The sequence below is a fragment of the Acinetobacter sp. YH01011 genome, assembly GCF_013420785.1.
In the GTDB taxonomy this organism is placed as follows: domain Bacteria; phylum Pseudomonadota; class Gammaproteobacteria; order Pseudomonadales; family Moraxellaceae; genus Acinetobacter; species Acinetobacter towneri.
In genome coordinates this window covers 66,326-80,759 of record NZ_VOYG01000001.1, presented here as the reverse complement: position 1 = coordinate 80,759, position 14,434 = coordinate 66,326, and the positions used below count along the sequence as shown (strand labels likewise).

Sequence of the window (14,434 nt, the reverse complement as noted above, 5' to 3'; positions counted from 1 at the left end):
ATCCTTTCTATCAATTGATGCTGTCGTTATGACCGAACCTGCACCGACAACGGCTTTATCGCGCCTGCTTGATTTTGTCAGTCGACAACCTTTAACAGTTGCGCGTTTTTTTGCAAAATCTTTGGCTTTTTTGGTCAATACACTGCGTTTGAGTAAAACCTCTCAAACTATTCAACTCAATCTACAAATTGCGCTTCCTGAGCTGAACTCACAACAACGCGAACAGATTACCCAGCAAGCAATTCGTAACGAACTGACCTCTTATTTTGAGTTTTTTCATATTTGGGGATCAAGCAATCAAAAAAATATTCAAAGAATCCATCAGGTACATGGTTTAGAACTATTACAAGATGCACTGGCTGCACAAAAGGGTTTGGTCTTAATTGTGCCGCATTTTGGCACTTGGGAAATTATGAATGCGTGGATCGCTCAATATACGCAAATGACCATCATGTATAAACCTGTCAAAAACCCTGCGGCAGATGATTTTGTGCGCCAAGCACGTAGCCGTGAACAGGCACATTTAGTCCCAACAGATGAATCTGGGGTACGTCAAATTTTTAAAGCACTCAAACAAGGCGGAACCACTGTCATTTTGCCAGACCATACCCCAAATATAGGTGGTGAGATGATTCCTTTTTTTGGTATTCCGTTGGAATCGAGTAATTTAAGCGCCAAATTGATTCAGAAAACTAAAGCAAAAGCTTTGTTCTTATATGCGTTAAGAAATGCAGATCAAGGCTTTGATATGTATATCGAAGCGATAGATGAGCACATTTATCAGTGTGATGCCAATGCAGGGACAGCTATTATTCACCGTGCAATTGAAGATTTGATCCGTCGTTATCCTACACATTATCACTGGAGTTATAAACGCTATAAAGCCCATCCAGATTTACGCGGGGTCTATCATAAACCTGTGCAAGAAGCCTTGGCAGATGTGCAGGCTGTACGTGCCCAGACACAGAACCAAACTAACGCTGCAACCACAATTTCTGCTGCCGATACGGCTGTATAAGCATACGCTGTTGTGCATCTACAGAAAAACGTACGCTGCCTTGTTGTATGGTGTTCATGAACGGAATATTGAGCGCAGCCAAGCGTTGCTGAACTAAAGAACTAGGATGTCCATAACGATTATCAAAACCTGCAGATGCCACGGCCAATTTGGGTTTAAAATGTGCTAAAAAATCATAGGCAGAACTGTGCTTACTCCCATGATGACCCAAAATTAACACATCTACTTTTAAATCAGGATATTCCTGCAACAATTGATATTCAGTTGCCCAACCTGCATCGCCCATCACTAAAAAATGCTGATATGGCTGTGCGGATGGCACTGAAATATACAACACACATGACAACTCATTTTGTTGCTGTGCGGCATAAGGTAATTGACTCGGTTTAGGAGATAAAACTTGTATCTGTACCTGATGTGGTAAAGACCACTGTTGCCCTTGCTGACACAAATTAAACTTGCTATTTACTGCCACATCTACGGTCTGATTGGCAAAGACATGCTGAATATTGACTTCATTTTGCAAATAAGAAAATGCACCGCTATGGTCTTGATCTAAATGGCTTAAAATCACCAAATCCAGTTGCTTGACGCCATGTACCGCTAAAAATGGACGTAAAATTTGCTGTCCAATACTAAACTTACTTTCATCATAAGAACCGCCCACATCAATCATCATATTGTAATGACCTGAACGTAAAAATAAAGCTTGTCCCTGCCCCACATCGAGTACTGTTAATTCAAATGGTTGCCGCTGGCTATCTACTACAACCAACGGAACAAAACACAAGATTGCCCAAGTTTTAGGTAATACCGATTGTGGTAAAAATAGCAGAAATAAGCCTAGACAAAGACAGACATATACCACCACAGACATCGACAAAGTATGCAACTGTGGTGCAAAAATGGTTTCCATCCCCTGAAAAATCAAGCGCAACAAAGCCATAGCTAGATCATTCAATTGAAACAGTATTGACGCCAAGGGTTCAAAAATAAAAAAGCAAATTCCTGCCAAAACATCTAAAGGCACGATCAGCATACCAATCAATGGAATTGCGATGATATTAATAAGCGGTGCAATCCACGCCACTTGTTTAAAAAACACAATCACCAAAGGAAATAAGGCAATAAAAATTTTCCATTGCGACTCGATTAGAATTTTGCTGGCATGTTTCAGTTGCTGCCAACGATTCAGCTCTATACGTGGTTGCGCACTCAAGCTCTGATAAATACGCAGTAGAATAAAACAGGCCCCGTAAGACAGCCAAAAAGCAGCAGACAGTACACTTAAAGGATCAAACCATAATAATAAGGCAGCACTATAAATCAGCAAGGCAAAGCCTTGAAGCTTCTGCTTCAGCACTAACATTACTGTCACTAGACTGCACATCAGCAAGGTTCTTAATGCAGGAATTTCAAAACCGACAAAGGCGGTGTACAGCAATACACAACTTAAAAATGGCAACATGAGCAAGTATTGTTTAGGCATCCACAAATACCAATGCGGACGGTAATACCTAATCAGCTGACGTAATGCCCAACATAGCATGCCTGCAAAAATCAGCACATGTGGCCCTGAAATAGCCAATAAGTGGCTAATTCCAAAACGCTGAAACTGTGCTTCAGTTTCTGCATCTAATAGGCTTTTATCTCCTGTGAGTAATGCAAGAATTAAACCTTGATGATGCAAAGGTTGCTGCTGAATAAACAGTCGAATTTGATAACGCTGCTGTTCAATCCATAATCGAAATTTTGCCCATAGCGTCTGTTGGGCACGCCAATGTTGTGTAAACCCCATGGCATAAATTTGTTCAGCCGAGATAGGCTGAATCTGCTCAACCCGAAAACCACTCATAATATTTTGCTGTAAATACCACCGCTCTACATCAAATGCACCTGCTGTGGCATAACTATGCGCAGGGCGAATTTTTCCACTTAATTTGTAATAGTGTCCAAGTTCTAAATTTTGCTCTTGATCTACCTGAGTTTGTGCTAAAGTTGCTAACCATGTCACTGTTTGAGGATGTCGGTTTAACACCTCAACCCTTTGTGAAATGCTGTTGTCATTTAGCTGATTTAACTGTCTGACATAAACCACGACTTCAGCAAATTCAGGTTGTAGTTCACGCCATTGCAAACGCTGCTGCATCTGCGTATCCGCATAGATCAAACCGAAAACAAGACTCAAAACACCTGCCACTCCTACATTCAAACATTTCCAATAGATTGAAGATAAGCGAGCTTGCAACAAGTATTGCACAACGATACTGCATAAAATCAGTAAAACCATTGCACTAGGCATGGAAGTCAATGAATGTATTGGAAAAGAAGAAGAACGTATTCCGACACAGGCGATCCCAATCACCCAAGCTAGTCCCATCAATTGCAGCATGAATATTAAACTTATTATTTTTATTGGCATGCATCATAAAGCCCACCGAAGTGGGCTTCAACAAAACAATCTTATTCCAGCAATTGCTATTTTAAACGCAATCGCTTTTGAGCGGCTTTACGAGCTATGCCCCTAAGCATCTACCCAAACACCATCTTGCATGTGCAGAATGGTATCGGCAGATTTTGCCAGTTCTTCATCATGGGTCACAATCAGCATCGCCATGTTAAATTCACTGCGTAATTCACGCAGCAATTCAAAAATTTTAACTGCAGTTTTGCGGTCTAAGTTTCCAGTAGGCTCATCGGCAAGCATGAGTGCGGGTTTCGCCACCAACGCACGTGCCAATGCAACACGCTGACGTTCCCCTCCAGAAAGCTCACCCGGTTTGTGGGTTAAACGATGCGACAAACCGACACGCTCAAGCAGATACTCTGCCTGTGCCTTCACCTCTTTATAGTTCGTGCCTGCGCGTAACATTAACGGCATCGCCACATTTTCAAGCGCACTAAACTCAGGCAATAAATGGTGAAACTGATAAACAAAACCGAGGTATCGATTACGCAAATAGCCGCGTTCAGCTTCGCCTAAATTGTCAAAACGCTGCCCATGTAAAAATACTTCGCCTGTGCTTGGACGGTCTAAACCACCCAACACATGCAATAAGGTACTTTTGCCCGAACCACTCGCTCCGACAATCGACACAAACTGCCCTTGCTGAACTTGTAAATCTAGACCACGAATCACTTCAACAGTGGTTTTGCCATCGGTAAAGTGTTTAGAAACTTGCTTGGCTTCCAGAACAATCTTACTCATAACGCAATGCCTCTGCTGGTTGAATTTTCGCGGCACGTAACGCAGGGTAAATCGTCGCCAAGAAACTTAAAATTAACGACAAGCTCACAATCACCACCACATCTTGCCATCTTAAATATGAAGGTAAGTAGTTGATAAAGTAAGCATCAAATAAATTTAGCCCTAATACATTATTCAACCATGCAATAAAACCACTGATACTAGACGCGAAAATAATCCCCAAGATTGCACCTGAAACCGTACCAATAACCCCAATGACCGTACCTTGCACCATAAAAATTTTGGTAATCGTGCTTGGTGATGCACCCAAAGTTCTTAAAATCGCAATATCCGATTTTTTATCGGTCACAACCATCACCAAAGAAGACACGATATTAAATGCAGCCACCAAAACAATTAGGAATAACAATAGGCTCACCATCGCCTTTTCCATTTGAATGGCGCTAAACAAGTTGCCGTGCGTATAAGTCCAGTCCGAAGCATAAAAATTGGCAGGTAGCTCTTGCACAATATCTCGAGATACTTGTGGTGCAGCAAAAATATCATCCAGTTTTAAACGTACACCTTGCGCACCATCGGGTAAACGCAGCAAAGTCGAAGCATCATTCAGGGCGATATATCCCATCATCGAATCGACTTCTGCACCAATACTAAAAATACCAACCACTTTGAAGCGTTTAAAACGCGGTACAACCCCTGCAGGGGATGGCGTTGCTTCAGGTAAAACCAAGGTGATGCTGTCGTTTAAACCCAAACCCAAGGCATCAGTCATTTGTTTGCCCAAAACAATACCGAACTCACCCTTTTTCAGATTGTCGATACTGCCTGCAACCATGTGGTTTTGAATGATGGATACTTTCTTTTCGTATTCGGGTTCAATTCCCGTGACCATAATGCCCGACACTTGCCCTTGTGCAGTCAACATGCCTTGCAATTGCGTAAATGGTGCAGCACCAACAACATGCTTATGTTGCTCAACTTTCGTTGCAAGTTCTGGCCAATTTGTTAAAATTTGTGTTGATGAAACAGTGGCTTGAGGTATCATGCCCAAGACACGATTTTTTAATTCACGATCAAAACCATTCATGACCGAAAGTACGGTAATGAGGACGGCAACACCCAAAGTTAGACCGATCATCGAAACTAAGGCAATAAAAGAAATAAAGTGGTTACTGCGCCGAGCGCGCGTATATCTCAACCCTATATATAGCGAGATTGGTTTAAACATACCATCAAGTCCGAGGTAATACATTATGGAAAATTTACAGCATCAAAGCGTCGCGTCTGAACGTCGTGTCATGTCACGAATTGATGCTGCCCTGAGAATCAATTACCAGATCATTTCTGACGATGTTGCGCTGAACGACCCTTACGATGCTAATTTTGTTTTACCGCGTTATTTTCTACTACTCGCAGAATTAGATCAATTTGATCATGCATTAAACTACGAATTAGAACAATTAACTGAAAAAGATCAACAAATTGCTCGAATCTTATCCTTATTCAACCAAAAATTAAACCTTATTACAGGGTCTTTATACGATGCAATTGTACAAAGCATGTTACCTATCCCTGAACAGGTCAATTTTTCAGAAAGTGGTTTCAGTTTTTATAGTGAACGTGAATTAAACACGGGCAGTTATATTCATGTCACGCTCAGCCATCCTGAAAACTTTTTCCATATAGCCGCAACCGCGCAAGTGGTTTACAGCCGTGAAGAAGAAAATGGACAATATCGTACTGGGGCGTATTTTATTACTCTACACCCTCAAGATCGCGTCAAACTTGCAGAAGCCGTTGCTTTAAAACAAGCATAATCTAAGAAATAAAATAAATCATTTCTGCATGTTCGCGTATATAAAATCACGTGGATAACGCCATCTTTGCATATCGTTAGGATGGTGTTTTGATTTTCTGAGCCAATGCCCGACTTGCTTTAAGATCACGATAAAAATACAGCACTAAGCCTGACAATAAAACCAAAGCGCCCAAAAATACCATGACCGATAAAGCTTCTTGATTGAGTAAAGCACCAATCAACAAAGCAATCATTGGCGTCATGACGGTGGTTAAAGATAAGGTGGTCGCCTGAATATTCTGCACCAATTTAAAATAACAGAACATTGCAATCAAAGAAGCCATGATCACGGTATAAAGTAAAGCTGCGATAGATTTAAGACTCGGCAAACTAGTCGGTACATATTGCCAAATAAACGGCACAATACATAAAGCCGCAATGGTTGATACCAAAATCGAGCCAGTTGCCTGTGCTACAGGTTCAACTTGCGCATTAACTTTTTTCACCCAGAAAATAGACATGGTGTAGGTCAATACACTAAACAGCATTAAAACAATACCCAGAGGATGCACATGCTGTGTTTCGCCGCCAAAGCAGATGATGCCAAGCCCTAAAATGGACACTGTCATTCCGATCCATTGAATACGTGCCAAATGCAACTGAAACACAAAACGACCAATCAAACCTGCTATGATGGGGGTCAGACCAAACATCAGGGCGATAATGCCTGAGCTTAAATAAGCGGTGGCAATGTAGGTGAAAATTTGTGAACCGATCAGACTAAACGAACCTGCCAAATAACTATGCCACGCTTGTAGATGATGTGGAAATTTCACTTTTAACAGCAGCAATAAAATAATAGCTAAGGGCAAAGCAATGAAAAAACGTAGCACCAAAGCCCAAAGCATGTGTAAATCTGACACACTCCAGACAATTGCCAAAGGCGTTGTTGCCCAAATGAAAACCAATAAGGCATAGGTCATCATAATATTGGTTTTAGAAGGCATGCGTGACTCGTATTAAGCAGTTTTACGTTTTTGCTTTTGGATGGTTTGATCTAGACTACTTGAAAACTCACGTTTATCACGTTCTGAAATAGGTGCTGGCCCACCTGTTTGTACGCCTGCACCACGCAAAGTATCCATAAAATCACGCAAATGCAGACGCGCTTTCACATTGGCAACAGTATAAATTTCACCACGTGGATGAATCGCTATTCCGCCCTTTTCAATCACTTGTGCCGCTAGTGGAATATCCTGCGTGATCACAATGTCGTGTTCCTTCATGCGATCTACAATTTCCTGATCGGCGGCATCGGCACCATGCATCACTTGAATAGAGTTAATCCGTACCGAAGGCGTAATCCCGACCGATTGATTGGCAACAAAAGTGACTTCAAGTTGGTAACGATCTGAAGCACGTAAAATGACTTCTCTTAGAATTTTAGGTAATGCATCTGCATCAACCCAAAGTTTAAATGGCAGCACTGTGCAACCCTGATAATAATATGCGACTAGTGTATCAAACTCATTACATTGCAGTATGTTTAAAATGCTCAGAATTGCATGCTAAAGTGTAGATGGATGTGATTTTGTTTCTGCTGCATCGCTGTCCACAATCTGTACAAATGCAGTGGCATTACATGAAATTTCAGCCAAAGACTTGAAAAATCGAAATAACCCTCGATCTAAGAGTAAAGAAAAGAACCCAACATCTCAAAGTGCTTATGAACAATCAAAATAGACCAGAAATCATCCGCATTGAAGATCAGAACTTCGGCAGCCATGTTGAACATTGGAATTTACTCACGGATGAACCCTGCACCGAAGTTCCAAAATGGTTAGGACTGGCTCTAGATGCACCAATTATGCCAATGGGTTTATGCCGCCAAGAAGCAGAAATGGATCAAAGCACATGGCTGATTCAAGGCCCAAGCAAAGAGGCAATTCAATTGACACAAGTGATTGCGGTTGAAAATAACAAACCACAAGCTGTAAAAACGGCTTTCCCTTGCTTTGAAAGTCCTTACAAAGTTGAAGCTAAAATTGAACGTATCATTAGCTGCAAATCTAACACTCAAGCGGTGCTTCGACTCAATTTAGGCAACAACAGTATTGTCTATGCTTTTGACAGTTTATACAGCGTCAACCATCAACAATACCAAAAAGATCAAACCTACTGGGTGCATTTAAACGCATGGGCGTATGAACTTGAAGCTGTTGCTGAAGGCGAACAATTGGTGGTCGATGATCCTGCGTCAATTAAACACCATCGTGCGCTGAATGATATTTTAGCAGCCAATGATGGTGTTGCACCTGCCAATCTGCAAGAACAAATTGACGCATGGCAACCTAAGTCCGAAGATGACAAAGCACCTGTAACGGTGGATTTTTCTAAAATGGTCGCATATTTATATGGCGAAAATATCGGTCAGGAAGATGAAGCTTGGTTTCAGGGCAATGTTGTTGGTAAAACCAGTTTTGAATTCATGAATCAAGCCTATACTGTTTATGATGTCACTCTAATTCATGATGAAAATCAGCCTGCGATTTTAATTCGTCTTGCAACTAAAAATCCTGCGCACCAAAACTTTGAAATTGGACAATACATTCGTGGCAATATTTGGATTCAAGCCAATATTCACAATATAAAACAGTAGTTTATTAAAAATAAACCTCAAAGTAGCTGTCTAAATAATAAATTCATATTCATCATCCCCCCATCCTCGCCTTCTCCTCAGGGAGAAGGAACTTTCAATACTTATTTCACTGATGGCTTATAATCAATTTTTGATTGTTAAAAGCGTGCTATTGATAGTATGAATATATTGATGCTTATTTAAGCATTTTAAATTCAAAAAAACGCAGTTATCCACAGCTTTAAATTTATTATAAATTCAAAATCAGCCATATTTTAAATCGAATATGTGGATAAGTTATTTTAAAACCCAAACATCTGCACCAAGCACCGTAGATAATCTGAAAGCCTTGAGTGGTGCGGATTTTAAAAATCAACACAGAATTAATTCATTATTGGCAGATATTATATTTAAAATAAAATTAGTACTTTATTTAATCAATTTTTTATGCTAAAAATATAGCCGTATTTAAATATTTAACGATAAATAGATCATCGGAAAATAATATCTATGAAAATCGTGCAAGAAGAAAACTTACAGCATGTAGAACATCAACTTGAGCAACGCTATCAGCTCGACCCGATGTCTTGCCTATTTTTTGCATTAGGCATGCTGCTCTCCGCCTACGGCTTACACTATTTTGTGTTCTGAGTTTCACTCATCAACAAGCCTCTATGACTTTTCACCTATTTCTATAAAAAAAAACCCAGCTAATTCAGCTGGGTTTTTGCTTTTTACTACTATCAATTAACCGTGACGTTTTGCAAAGTCATCCATAAAGTTAACCAAAGCTTGTACGCCATCTAATGGCACTGCATTATAAATACTTGCGCGCATACCACCTACAGAACGGTGACCTGCCAAGTTCAACAAACGGTTTTCTTCAGCTTCTTGCAAGAATTGTTTTTCCAGTGCGGCATCAGCCAAAGTAAACGGAACGTTCATAATTGAACGGTTTGCGCTATAAATTGGATTCGCGTAGAAATCGCTTGAATCGATATAACCGTATAATAATTTCGCTTTTTCTAGGTTAGCTTGATGAATCGCATCTACACCACCGTTTTGCAATAACCACTCAAACACTAAACCAGACAAATACCATGCATAAGTTGCAGGTGTATTCACCATGGAATCATTTTTTGCCTGTGCTGAATATTTCAAAATGCTTGGAATTTCAGGCTTGGCTTGATCAAGCAAATCTTCACGTACAATCACAATGGTTAAGCCTGCTGGGCCAATATTTTTTTGCGCACCTGCATAAATCAGACCAAATTTAGATACATCTAAAGGTGCAGATAAAATGCTTGATGAGAAATCACATACCAACGGTTTGTCTGTTTCTGGAATATTGGCAAACTGCAAACCACCAATTGTTTCGTTATCTGCATAATGCACATAGGCAGCATCGGCAGATAAGTTCCATTGGCTTTGTTCGCTAATGGCATGCTTACCTTCAATCTGAATACCCGCTTCAACGACATGAATATCGCCATAGCGCTGCGCTTCTTTTAAGGCTTTTTCAGACCAAATACCCGTGTGGATATAATCTGCCTTGTTGTTTTTACCCAACAAATTCAATGGAATCGCAGAAAATTGTAGCGATGCACCACCCTGCAAGAACAATACTTTGTAGTTCTCAGGAATATTCATGAGTTTGCGCAGGTCTGCTTCCGCTTTTTCAGCCATGGCAACATAGTCGGCACTACGGTGGCTCATTTCCATGATCGAAAGACCTTTGCCATGCCAGTCAAGCATTTCAGCTTGAGCTTTTTCAAGTACGGCAGTCGGTAATGCTGCAGGACCAGCACAGAAGTTGTACGCGCGCATGATTTTTCCTTTCAGAGTGAAACACAATAAAATGATGGCATTTAACCATATCTGGCAGGGTCTTGCACAAAATTATTTCAATCTATGAGCCAAGATAGAGTCAAAAAATCAATGTAGATTCGAGGGATAAATTTACTAAATCAAAAAAAGAGGTTGAAATGTGTGCGACAATATCTGTCGCAAATTGATCAAAAAACCACCCACTACTCCTAATTAAATGATATTTTAAATAAATATTAAAGGAGAAATAAACAATGACAACATTCCTCAATCACTTTAAGGTAGATAAAAATTTACTTGAAGTTGACTTCTTTGACCCTAATCTGGAAACAGATACTCGCTTATACATTGATAGTTATTATTTAACTCGTTGTGAGAACATACATTCCAAGTCTGCTCTGACTACTCAGCAAAATTTTATGAAATGTTTAATGGAAGCTCTTAAAGAAAAAGATGAAATTAAAGCAAGAAAATTATGCTCCCATTTTCCTGAGCCCAAATATACTGGCATTGGTGCAACTAAAGAAGGAGTAAATGGCAAAGGATCACACGATATTAAAGTTGAATATATACTCACATGCTTAAAGTCTTCTCAGGTAGCTCAGACAGGCTTATTAGAAGATCTTGAAGAATTAATATTAGTTGCAGATGGTATAGGTCCGGACACTATTTCAGATATAACGACTAGGGTCTGTTGACATTTCATAAATGGCTTGCGCTGTAGGCTAAAACTGAGCAGATCAGGCATGAAACGCAAGGAATAGCGAGATTATTGCTAAGTTTCATAACGCAATCTGAGAAAGTTTTAGCCACAGCCTTTCAGGGCGAGCATATTTTTTGCTGCTATTGCGTTATGTGCCAGTCATTTAAAATGACTAAATTTCCTGTCCCATGCCTTATAGCAGCTAAAAAATATGCGTTGCCGCAAACATAGACGAATTGTCAACAAACCCTAATATTTGCTTTAAACATTTTGCAGAATATACATTAGAACAATGTGAAAAATTAGGTATAGAAACGACTGAAACAAAAGAGGCTATTCATTTCTTTTGTGCAATCGATAACGAATGGAAAAAATCAAAATTTTCACTTCCTCACGCTCCTTGGGGGCCTAATAAAGTTGTTGGACCTGTAATTTTGTTACCTCAAAATATCTTGGAATCTATGATTAGCTATAAAACTAATTATTTTTTCACTAATATTAGACCTCTTGCGAAAGTAAAAAATTGTTTATACTCATCTCATGAAATATGAAAATTTAACAAGATTTAATGATGAAGAATTTAAACGACTTGTTGGAGTTCCTCGTCCATTATTCTTAAAAATGGTATCAGTGTTACAACATGCTGAACTTGCCAAGAAAAAATCTGGAAGACCTCATTCGTTGTGTTTAGAGGATCAATTGTTGTTAACTTTAAATTACTTACGCTGTTATAGAACTCAAATTGAGTTATCCGCCGACTATAACCTAGCTGAAAGTAATGTGAATCGTACGATTCAGAAAGTTGAAAATGCTCTGATTCAATCACGGATTTTCGCATTGCCGAAAAGGAATCAAAAGTTTAATGAGGGGGATTATGTAATCGTTGATGTTACTGAGTCACAGATTGAGCGTCCCAAAAAAACAAAGAAAATTCTATAGTGGTAAAAAGAAGAAACATACGCTAAAAACACAGGTCATTTTTAACCCCCAATTAAAGCAAATTGTAAGTATACAGATTGAAGATGGCAGAAAACACGATCTGAACATTGCGCGTAAGCATTTGAAGGAGATGATTATTTATCCTTATATCATGGCAGATTTAGCCTATAAAGGATTTCATCAGATTAAGAGTAAGTTACTCATTCCAATCAAGAAACCTAACAATTTATCATTACCCCAAATAGCAAAACAGATCAACCAAGAAATCAGTCGGCGTAGGATCACAATTGAACATATCAACGGCAAACTTAAACATTTTCGGATATTAACAGAACGCTATAGAAATAGACGGAAACGATTTGGTCTAAGAATGAATTTAATTGCTGGAATGGTGAATTGGATGCTCTTAAATTAACTTTCGTAAGAGATCTATTGCCACCCCTTTATTTAAAGAAGAAGTTTTACGTAGAGATGCTTCAGCAAGCTTTATTTATTCTTTAAAATCTGGCGAGAAAAGAGTGAATGTAAAAAAATGCGAGAGCAACATCCTGAATTTCGAGGGGGGAAAAAGCAATATGGATGAATTAATCGCAAAAAATCCAAGACTTTTAAAAGAATATAGAGAAAAAGTAGCTAAAAAACGCTATTTAAAAAGAAAAGGTAAAAAAAGAAGATTAGAGGACGCATAAGCGTGCTTTTTATAGACAAATGTACAAGAAACAATACTATAACTTTACACTAGTTCTATCTGCGGACCTTTGATTTATACTAGCGGGATAACATTACCGGCTTTAAATCAGTTTAGCGACTTTATGAACTTAAAGAAAAATAAAAGACAGCTTGTCTGGGGTTTAAATCTGCTTGCATCTATGATGTATGGCAGCTTTGCTCATGCACAGAGCATCAGCTTTCAGGATGCTGAACGTCAGTTGTTGCAAAATTCTTATAGCAGCCAAGCCTATCAAAGTCTGGAACAGGCTTCAAAACTTGAAGCTGAAGCAGTAAAAGGCGTAGGTCTGCCACGTGTCGACCTGAATGTTCGTGCCTATGCCTTTCACAGTGAAGTCGATATTCCATTAAAGCAATTTAAAAATAATCTGGAGAATTCACTCTCTCAAGGCGTGAATGGCCGGCTTAATGAGTGGGAGGCCAGTAATGGCGTGGATCTACCTGCAGGTATTACCGATCCACTGCGTGATGGACTTAACAATACTATTCATAGCGGAGTTGGTCTGATTCCGGATACGTCTAATGTCATCCTTGAAGATCAGGTGATTCGCCCCACTGTTTCCGTGATTATGCCAATATATACTGGAGGCCTCACCCGTAGTGCCAAAGAAATTGCCAATATTCAGGTCGGTCGTAGTCAGCTCAGCAACAAACAGCAGCAAGATACGCAGCGTTTTGAACTGATTCAAAGTTATTTTAATGTGCAGCTCCAAAAGCAATTGCATGCAGCTGCGCTGTTTAATCTGAATGCCATGCAGCAGCATTATCGCAATGCCTTAAAAATGGAACAGCAAGGTTTTATCAGTAAAGGCCAGCGTATGCAATTTGAAGTGGCACGTAATAATGCCGAGCGCAGCCAGCAAAATACGCAGGCCAATTTGAATGCTGCGCTGTTCCAGCTGAATAATCTGCTTCAGGAAAGTAGCATCACTGAGCTTTCGACGCCTTTATTTGTCAATAAAACCGAGCCACAGGCCTTAAATCATCTGCTAAAAACTTTTAGTCAGAACTCTGCGCTGATTCAAAAAATGCAGCTGGATACCCAATTGGCCCAAGCCAATGTGAAAGCCCAGCAAGCAGCGAAAAAACCAAATGTATTTGCTTTTGGCGAATATAGTCTGGATCAAAATGAAAACTGGATTGTCGGGGTTGCCGCACGCTATAACCTGTTTTCCGGGATCGATAAAAACAAGAATATTCAGGCTGCCGAACTCAAACGCTCTGCAACAGAACTGCTTACTGCACGCACCCAGCAGGAAATTGAAAATCTGATTTATAAATCTTATAGCGAAGCACTTAGTGCACAGCAAAGTGATGTACTTCTGGCACAAAACTTGAAAGCCGCACAGGAAAATTTACGCATCCAAGAATTGTCTTTTAAAGAAGATACGGGCACCGCCACACAGGTCATCGATGCACAAAATATGCTGAGCGGACTACGAGCTGAAACTGCCTTGAATGCTTACAAATATGTGATGTCACTGGCCACACTATTACAAAGCCATGGCTCGATTGCAGAATTTCCAACCTACATTCAACATGCCAACACCCACTATATTCGCTAATGGAGCCGA

Annotated in this window: 15 protein-coding genes; 9 read left to right on the top strand and 6 right to left on the bottom strand. The window is 39.8% G+C overall.

What is annotated here, in order from left to right:
- The first annotated feature begins 28 nt into the window (after positions 1-28).
- The gene (locus FTT78_RS00415) at positions 29-1,018 is read left to right on the top strand and encodes a lysophospholipid acyltransferase family protein (RefSeq protein WP_004971822.1); all 990 of its coding nucleotides are present in this window, start codon (positions 29-31) and stop codon (positions 1,016-1,018) included.
- Here the strand turns inward: FTT78_RS00415 and FTT78_RS00410 are convergent.
- Positions 975-3,410, bottom strand: a complete 2,436-nt coding sequence (locus FTT78_RS00410) for a DNA internalization-related competence protein ComEC/Rec2 (RefSeq protein WP_180043341.1) — start codon at positions 3,408-3,410, stop codon at positions 975-977. The genes FTT78_RS00415 and FTT78_RS00410 overlap by 44 nt on opposite strands.
- Between FTT78_RS00410 and FTT78_RS00405 the strand changes: the two genes are divergently transcribed.
- The gene (locus FTT78_RS00405; protein ID WP_180043280.1) at positions 3,319-3,546 is read left to right on the top strand and encodes a hypothetical protein; all 228 of its coding nucleotides are present in this window, start codon (positions 3,319-3,321) and stop codon (positions 3,544-3,546) included. The two genes, FTT78_RS00410 and FTT78_RS00405, sit on opposite strands and share 92 nt — an antisense overlap.
- On the opposite strand, the gene lolD is transcribed toward FTT78_RS00405, so the two are convergent.
- The gene (gene lolD / locus FTT78_RS00400) at positions 3,543-4,226 is read right to left on the bottom strand and encodes a lipoprotein-releasing ABC transporter ATP-binding protein LolD (RefSeq protein ID WP_180008355.1); all 684 of its coding nucleotides are present in this window, start codon (positions 4,224-4,226) and stop codon (positions 3,543-3,545) included. The genes FTT78_RS00405 and lolD overlap by 4 nt on opposite strands.
- Positions 4,219-5,454, bottom strand: coding sequence for a lipoprotein-releasing ABC transporter permease subunit (locus FTT78_RS00395; protein ID WP_104853304.1), 1,236 nt, complete (start codon positions 5,452-5,454; stop codon positions 4,219-4,221). The genes lolD and FTT78_RS00395 overlap by 8 nt, the downstream gene beginning before the upstream one ends.
- Before the next feature lie 25 nt (positions 5,455-5,479).
- Between FTT78_RS00395 and FTT78_RS00390 the strand changes: the two genes are divergently transcribed.
- The gene (locus tag FTT78_RS00390) at positions 5,480-6,043 is read left to right on the top strand and encodes a PilZ domain-containing protein (RefSeq protein ID WP_004971830.1); all 564 of its coding nucleotides are present in this window, start codon (positions 5,480-5,482) and stop codon (positions 6,041-6,043) included.
- 76 nt (positions 6,044-6,119) lie between these two features.
- Here FTT78_RS00390 and FTT78_RS00385 read toward each other — a convergent pair whose 3' ends face one another.
- Both FTT78_RS00385 and FTT78_RS00380 read right to left on the bottom strand, forming a co-directional pair.
- A complete protein-coding gene (locus tag FTT78_RS00385) occupies positions 6,120-7,031 on the bottom strand; it encodes a DMT family transporter (RefSeq protein WP_179989282.1) in 912 nt (303 codons plus the stop codon).
- Positions 7,032-7,043: 12 nt separating this feature from the next.
- The gene (locus FTT78_RS00380) at positions 7,044-7,511 is read right to left on the bottom strand and encodes a YaiI/YqxD family protein (protein ID WP_004971836.1); all 468 of its coding nucleotides are present in this window, start codon (positions 7,509-7,511) and stop codon (positions 7,044-7,046) included.
- 239 nt (positions 7,512-7,750) lie between these two features.
- Here FTT78_RS00380 and FTT78_RS00375 point away from each other — a divergent pair, with 239 nt between their 5' ends.
- Entirely contained in the window at positions 7,751-8,683 is a 933-nt protein-coding gene (locus FTT78_RS00375; RefSeq protein WP_019837949.1) for a hypothetical protein, read from the top strand.
- 489 nt (positions 8,684-9,172) lie between these two features.
- Positions 9,173-9,313 (top strand): hypothetical protein, encoded by a 141-nt coding sequence (locus tag FTT78_RS00370; RefSeq protein ID WP_004971840.1) that lies wholly within the window; start codon positions 9,173-9,175, stop codon positions 9,311-9,313.
- 96 nt (positions 9,314-9,409) lie between these two features.
- On the opposite strand, the gene serC is transcribed toward FTT78_RS00370, so the two are convergent.
- Positions 9,410-10,489, bottom strand: coding sequence for a 3-phosphoserine/phosphohydroxythreonine transaminase (gene serC / locus FTT78_RS00365; RefSeq protein ID WP_004971842.1), 1,080 nt, complete (start codon positions 10,487-10,489; stop codon positions 9,410-9,412).
- A 254-nt stretch (positions 10,490-10,743) separates the two neighbouring features.
- Here serC and FTT78_RS00360 point away from each other — a divergent pair, with 254 nt between their 5' ends.
- The 4 genes from FTT78_RS00360 (at position 10,744) to FTT78_RS00345 (ending at position 14,425) form a co-directional block, all read left to right on the top strand.
- Positions 10,744-11,187, top strand: coding sequence for a hypothetical protein (locus FTT78_RS00360; RefSeq protein ID WP_180043344.1), 444 nt, complete (start codon positions 10,744-10,746; stop codon positions 11,185-11,187).
- Between the two features lie 241 nt (positions 11,188-11,428).
- The gene (locus FTT78_RS00355; RefSeq protein WP_035310653.1) at positions 11,429-11,743 is read left to right on the top strand and encodes a hypothetical protein; all 315 of its coding nucleotides are present in this window, start codon (positions 11,429-11,431) and stop codon (positions 11,741-11,743) included.
- Positions 11,733-12,546 (top strand): IS5 family transposase gene (locus FTT78_RS00350; RefSeq protein WP_180043346.1). Its coding sequence is split into 2 segments (ribosomal slippage): positions 11,733-12,119 and positions 12,121-12,546, totalling 813 coding nucleotides; the frame shifts between segments, so codons are not numbered across the junction. The genes FTT78_RS00355 and FTT78_RS00350 overlap by 11 nt, the downstream gene beginning before the upstream one ends.
- Before the next feature lie 397 nt (positions 12,547-12,943).
- Complete coding sequence (locus FTT78_RS00345) at positions 12,944-14,425, top strand: TolC family protein (protein ID WP_004971852.1); 1,482 nt, start codon at positions 12,944-12,946, stop codon at positions 14,423-14,425.
- The last annotated feature ends 9 nt before the right edge of the window (positions 14,426-14,434 follow it).

Coding starts and splice junctions, on each gene's coding strand:
- FTT78_RS00395 (WP_104853304.1), bottom strand. CDS start 5,454: ATGTTTAAACCAATCTCGCTATATATAGGGTTGAGATATACGCGCGCT.
- FTT78_RS00370 (WP_004971840.1), top strand. CDS start 9,173: ATGAAAATCGTGCAAGAAGAAAACTTACAGCATGTAGAACATCAACTT.
- lolD (WP_180008355.1), bottom strand. CDS start 4,226: ATGAGTAAGATTGTTCTGGAAGCCAAGCAAGTTTCTAAACACTTTACC.
- FTT78_RS00385 (WP_179989282.1), bottom strand. CDS start 7,031: ATGCCTTCTAAAACCAATATTATGATGACCTATGCCTTATTGGTTTTC.
- FTT78_RS00410 (WP_180043341.1), bottom strand. CDS start 3,410: ATGCTGCAATTGATGGGACTAGCTTGGGTGATTGGGATCGCCTGTGTC.
- FTT78_RS00390 (WP_004971830.1), top strand. CDS start 5,480: ATGGAAAATTTACAGCATCAAAGCGTCGCGTCTGAACGTCGTGTCATG.
- serC (WP_004971842.1), bottom strand. CDS start 10,489: ATGCGCGCGTACAACTTCTGTGCTGGTCCTGCAGCATTACCGACTGCC.
- FTT78_RS00345 (WP_004971852.1), top strand. CDS start 12,944: ATGAACTTAAAGAAAAATAAAAGACAGCTTGTCTGGGGTTTAAATCTG.
- FTT78_RS00405 (WP_180043280.1), top strand. CDS start 3,319: ATGGAAGTCAATGAATGTATTGGAAAAGAAGAAGAACGTATTCCGACA.
- FTT78_RS00415 (WP_004971822.1), top strand. CDS start 29: ATGACCGAACCTGCACCGACAACGGCTTTATCGCGCCTGCTTGATTTT.
- FTT78_RS00360 (WP_180043344.1), top strand. CDS start 10,744: ATGACAACATTCCTCAATCACTTTAAGGTAGATAAAAATTTACTTGAA.
- FTT78_RS00375 (WP_019837949.1), top strand. CDS start 7,751: ATGAACAATCAAAATAGACCAGAAATCATCCGCATTGAAGATCAGAAC.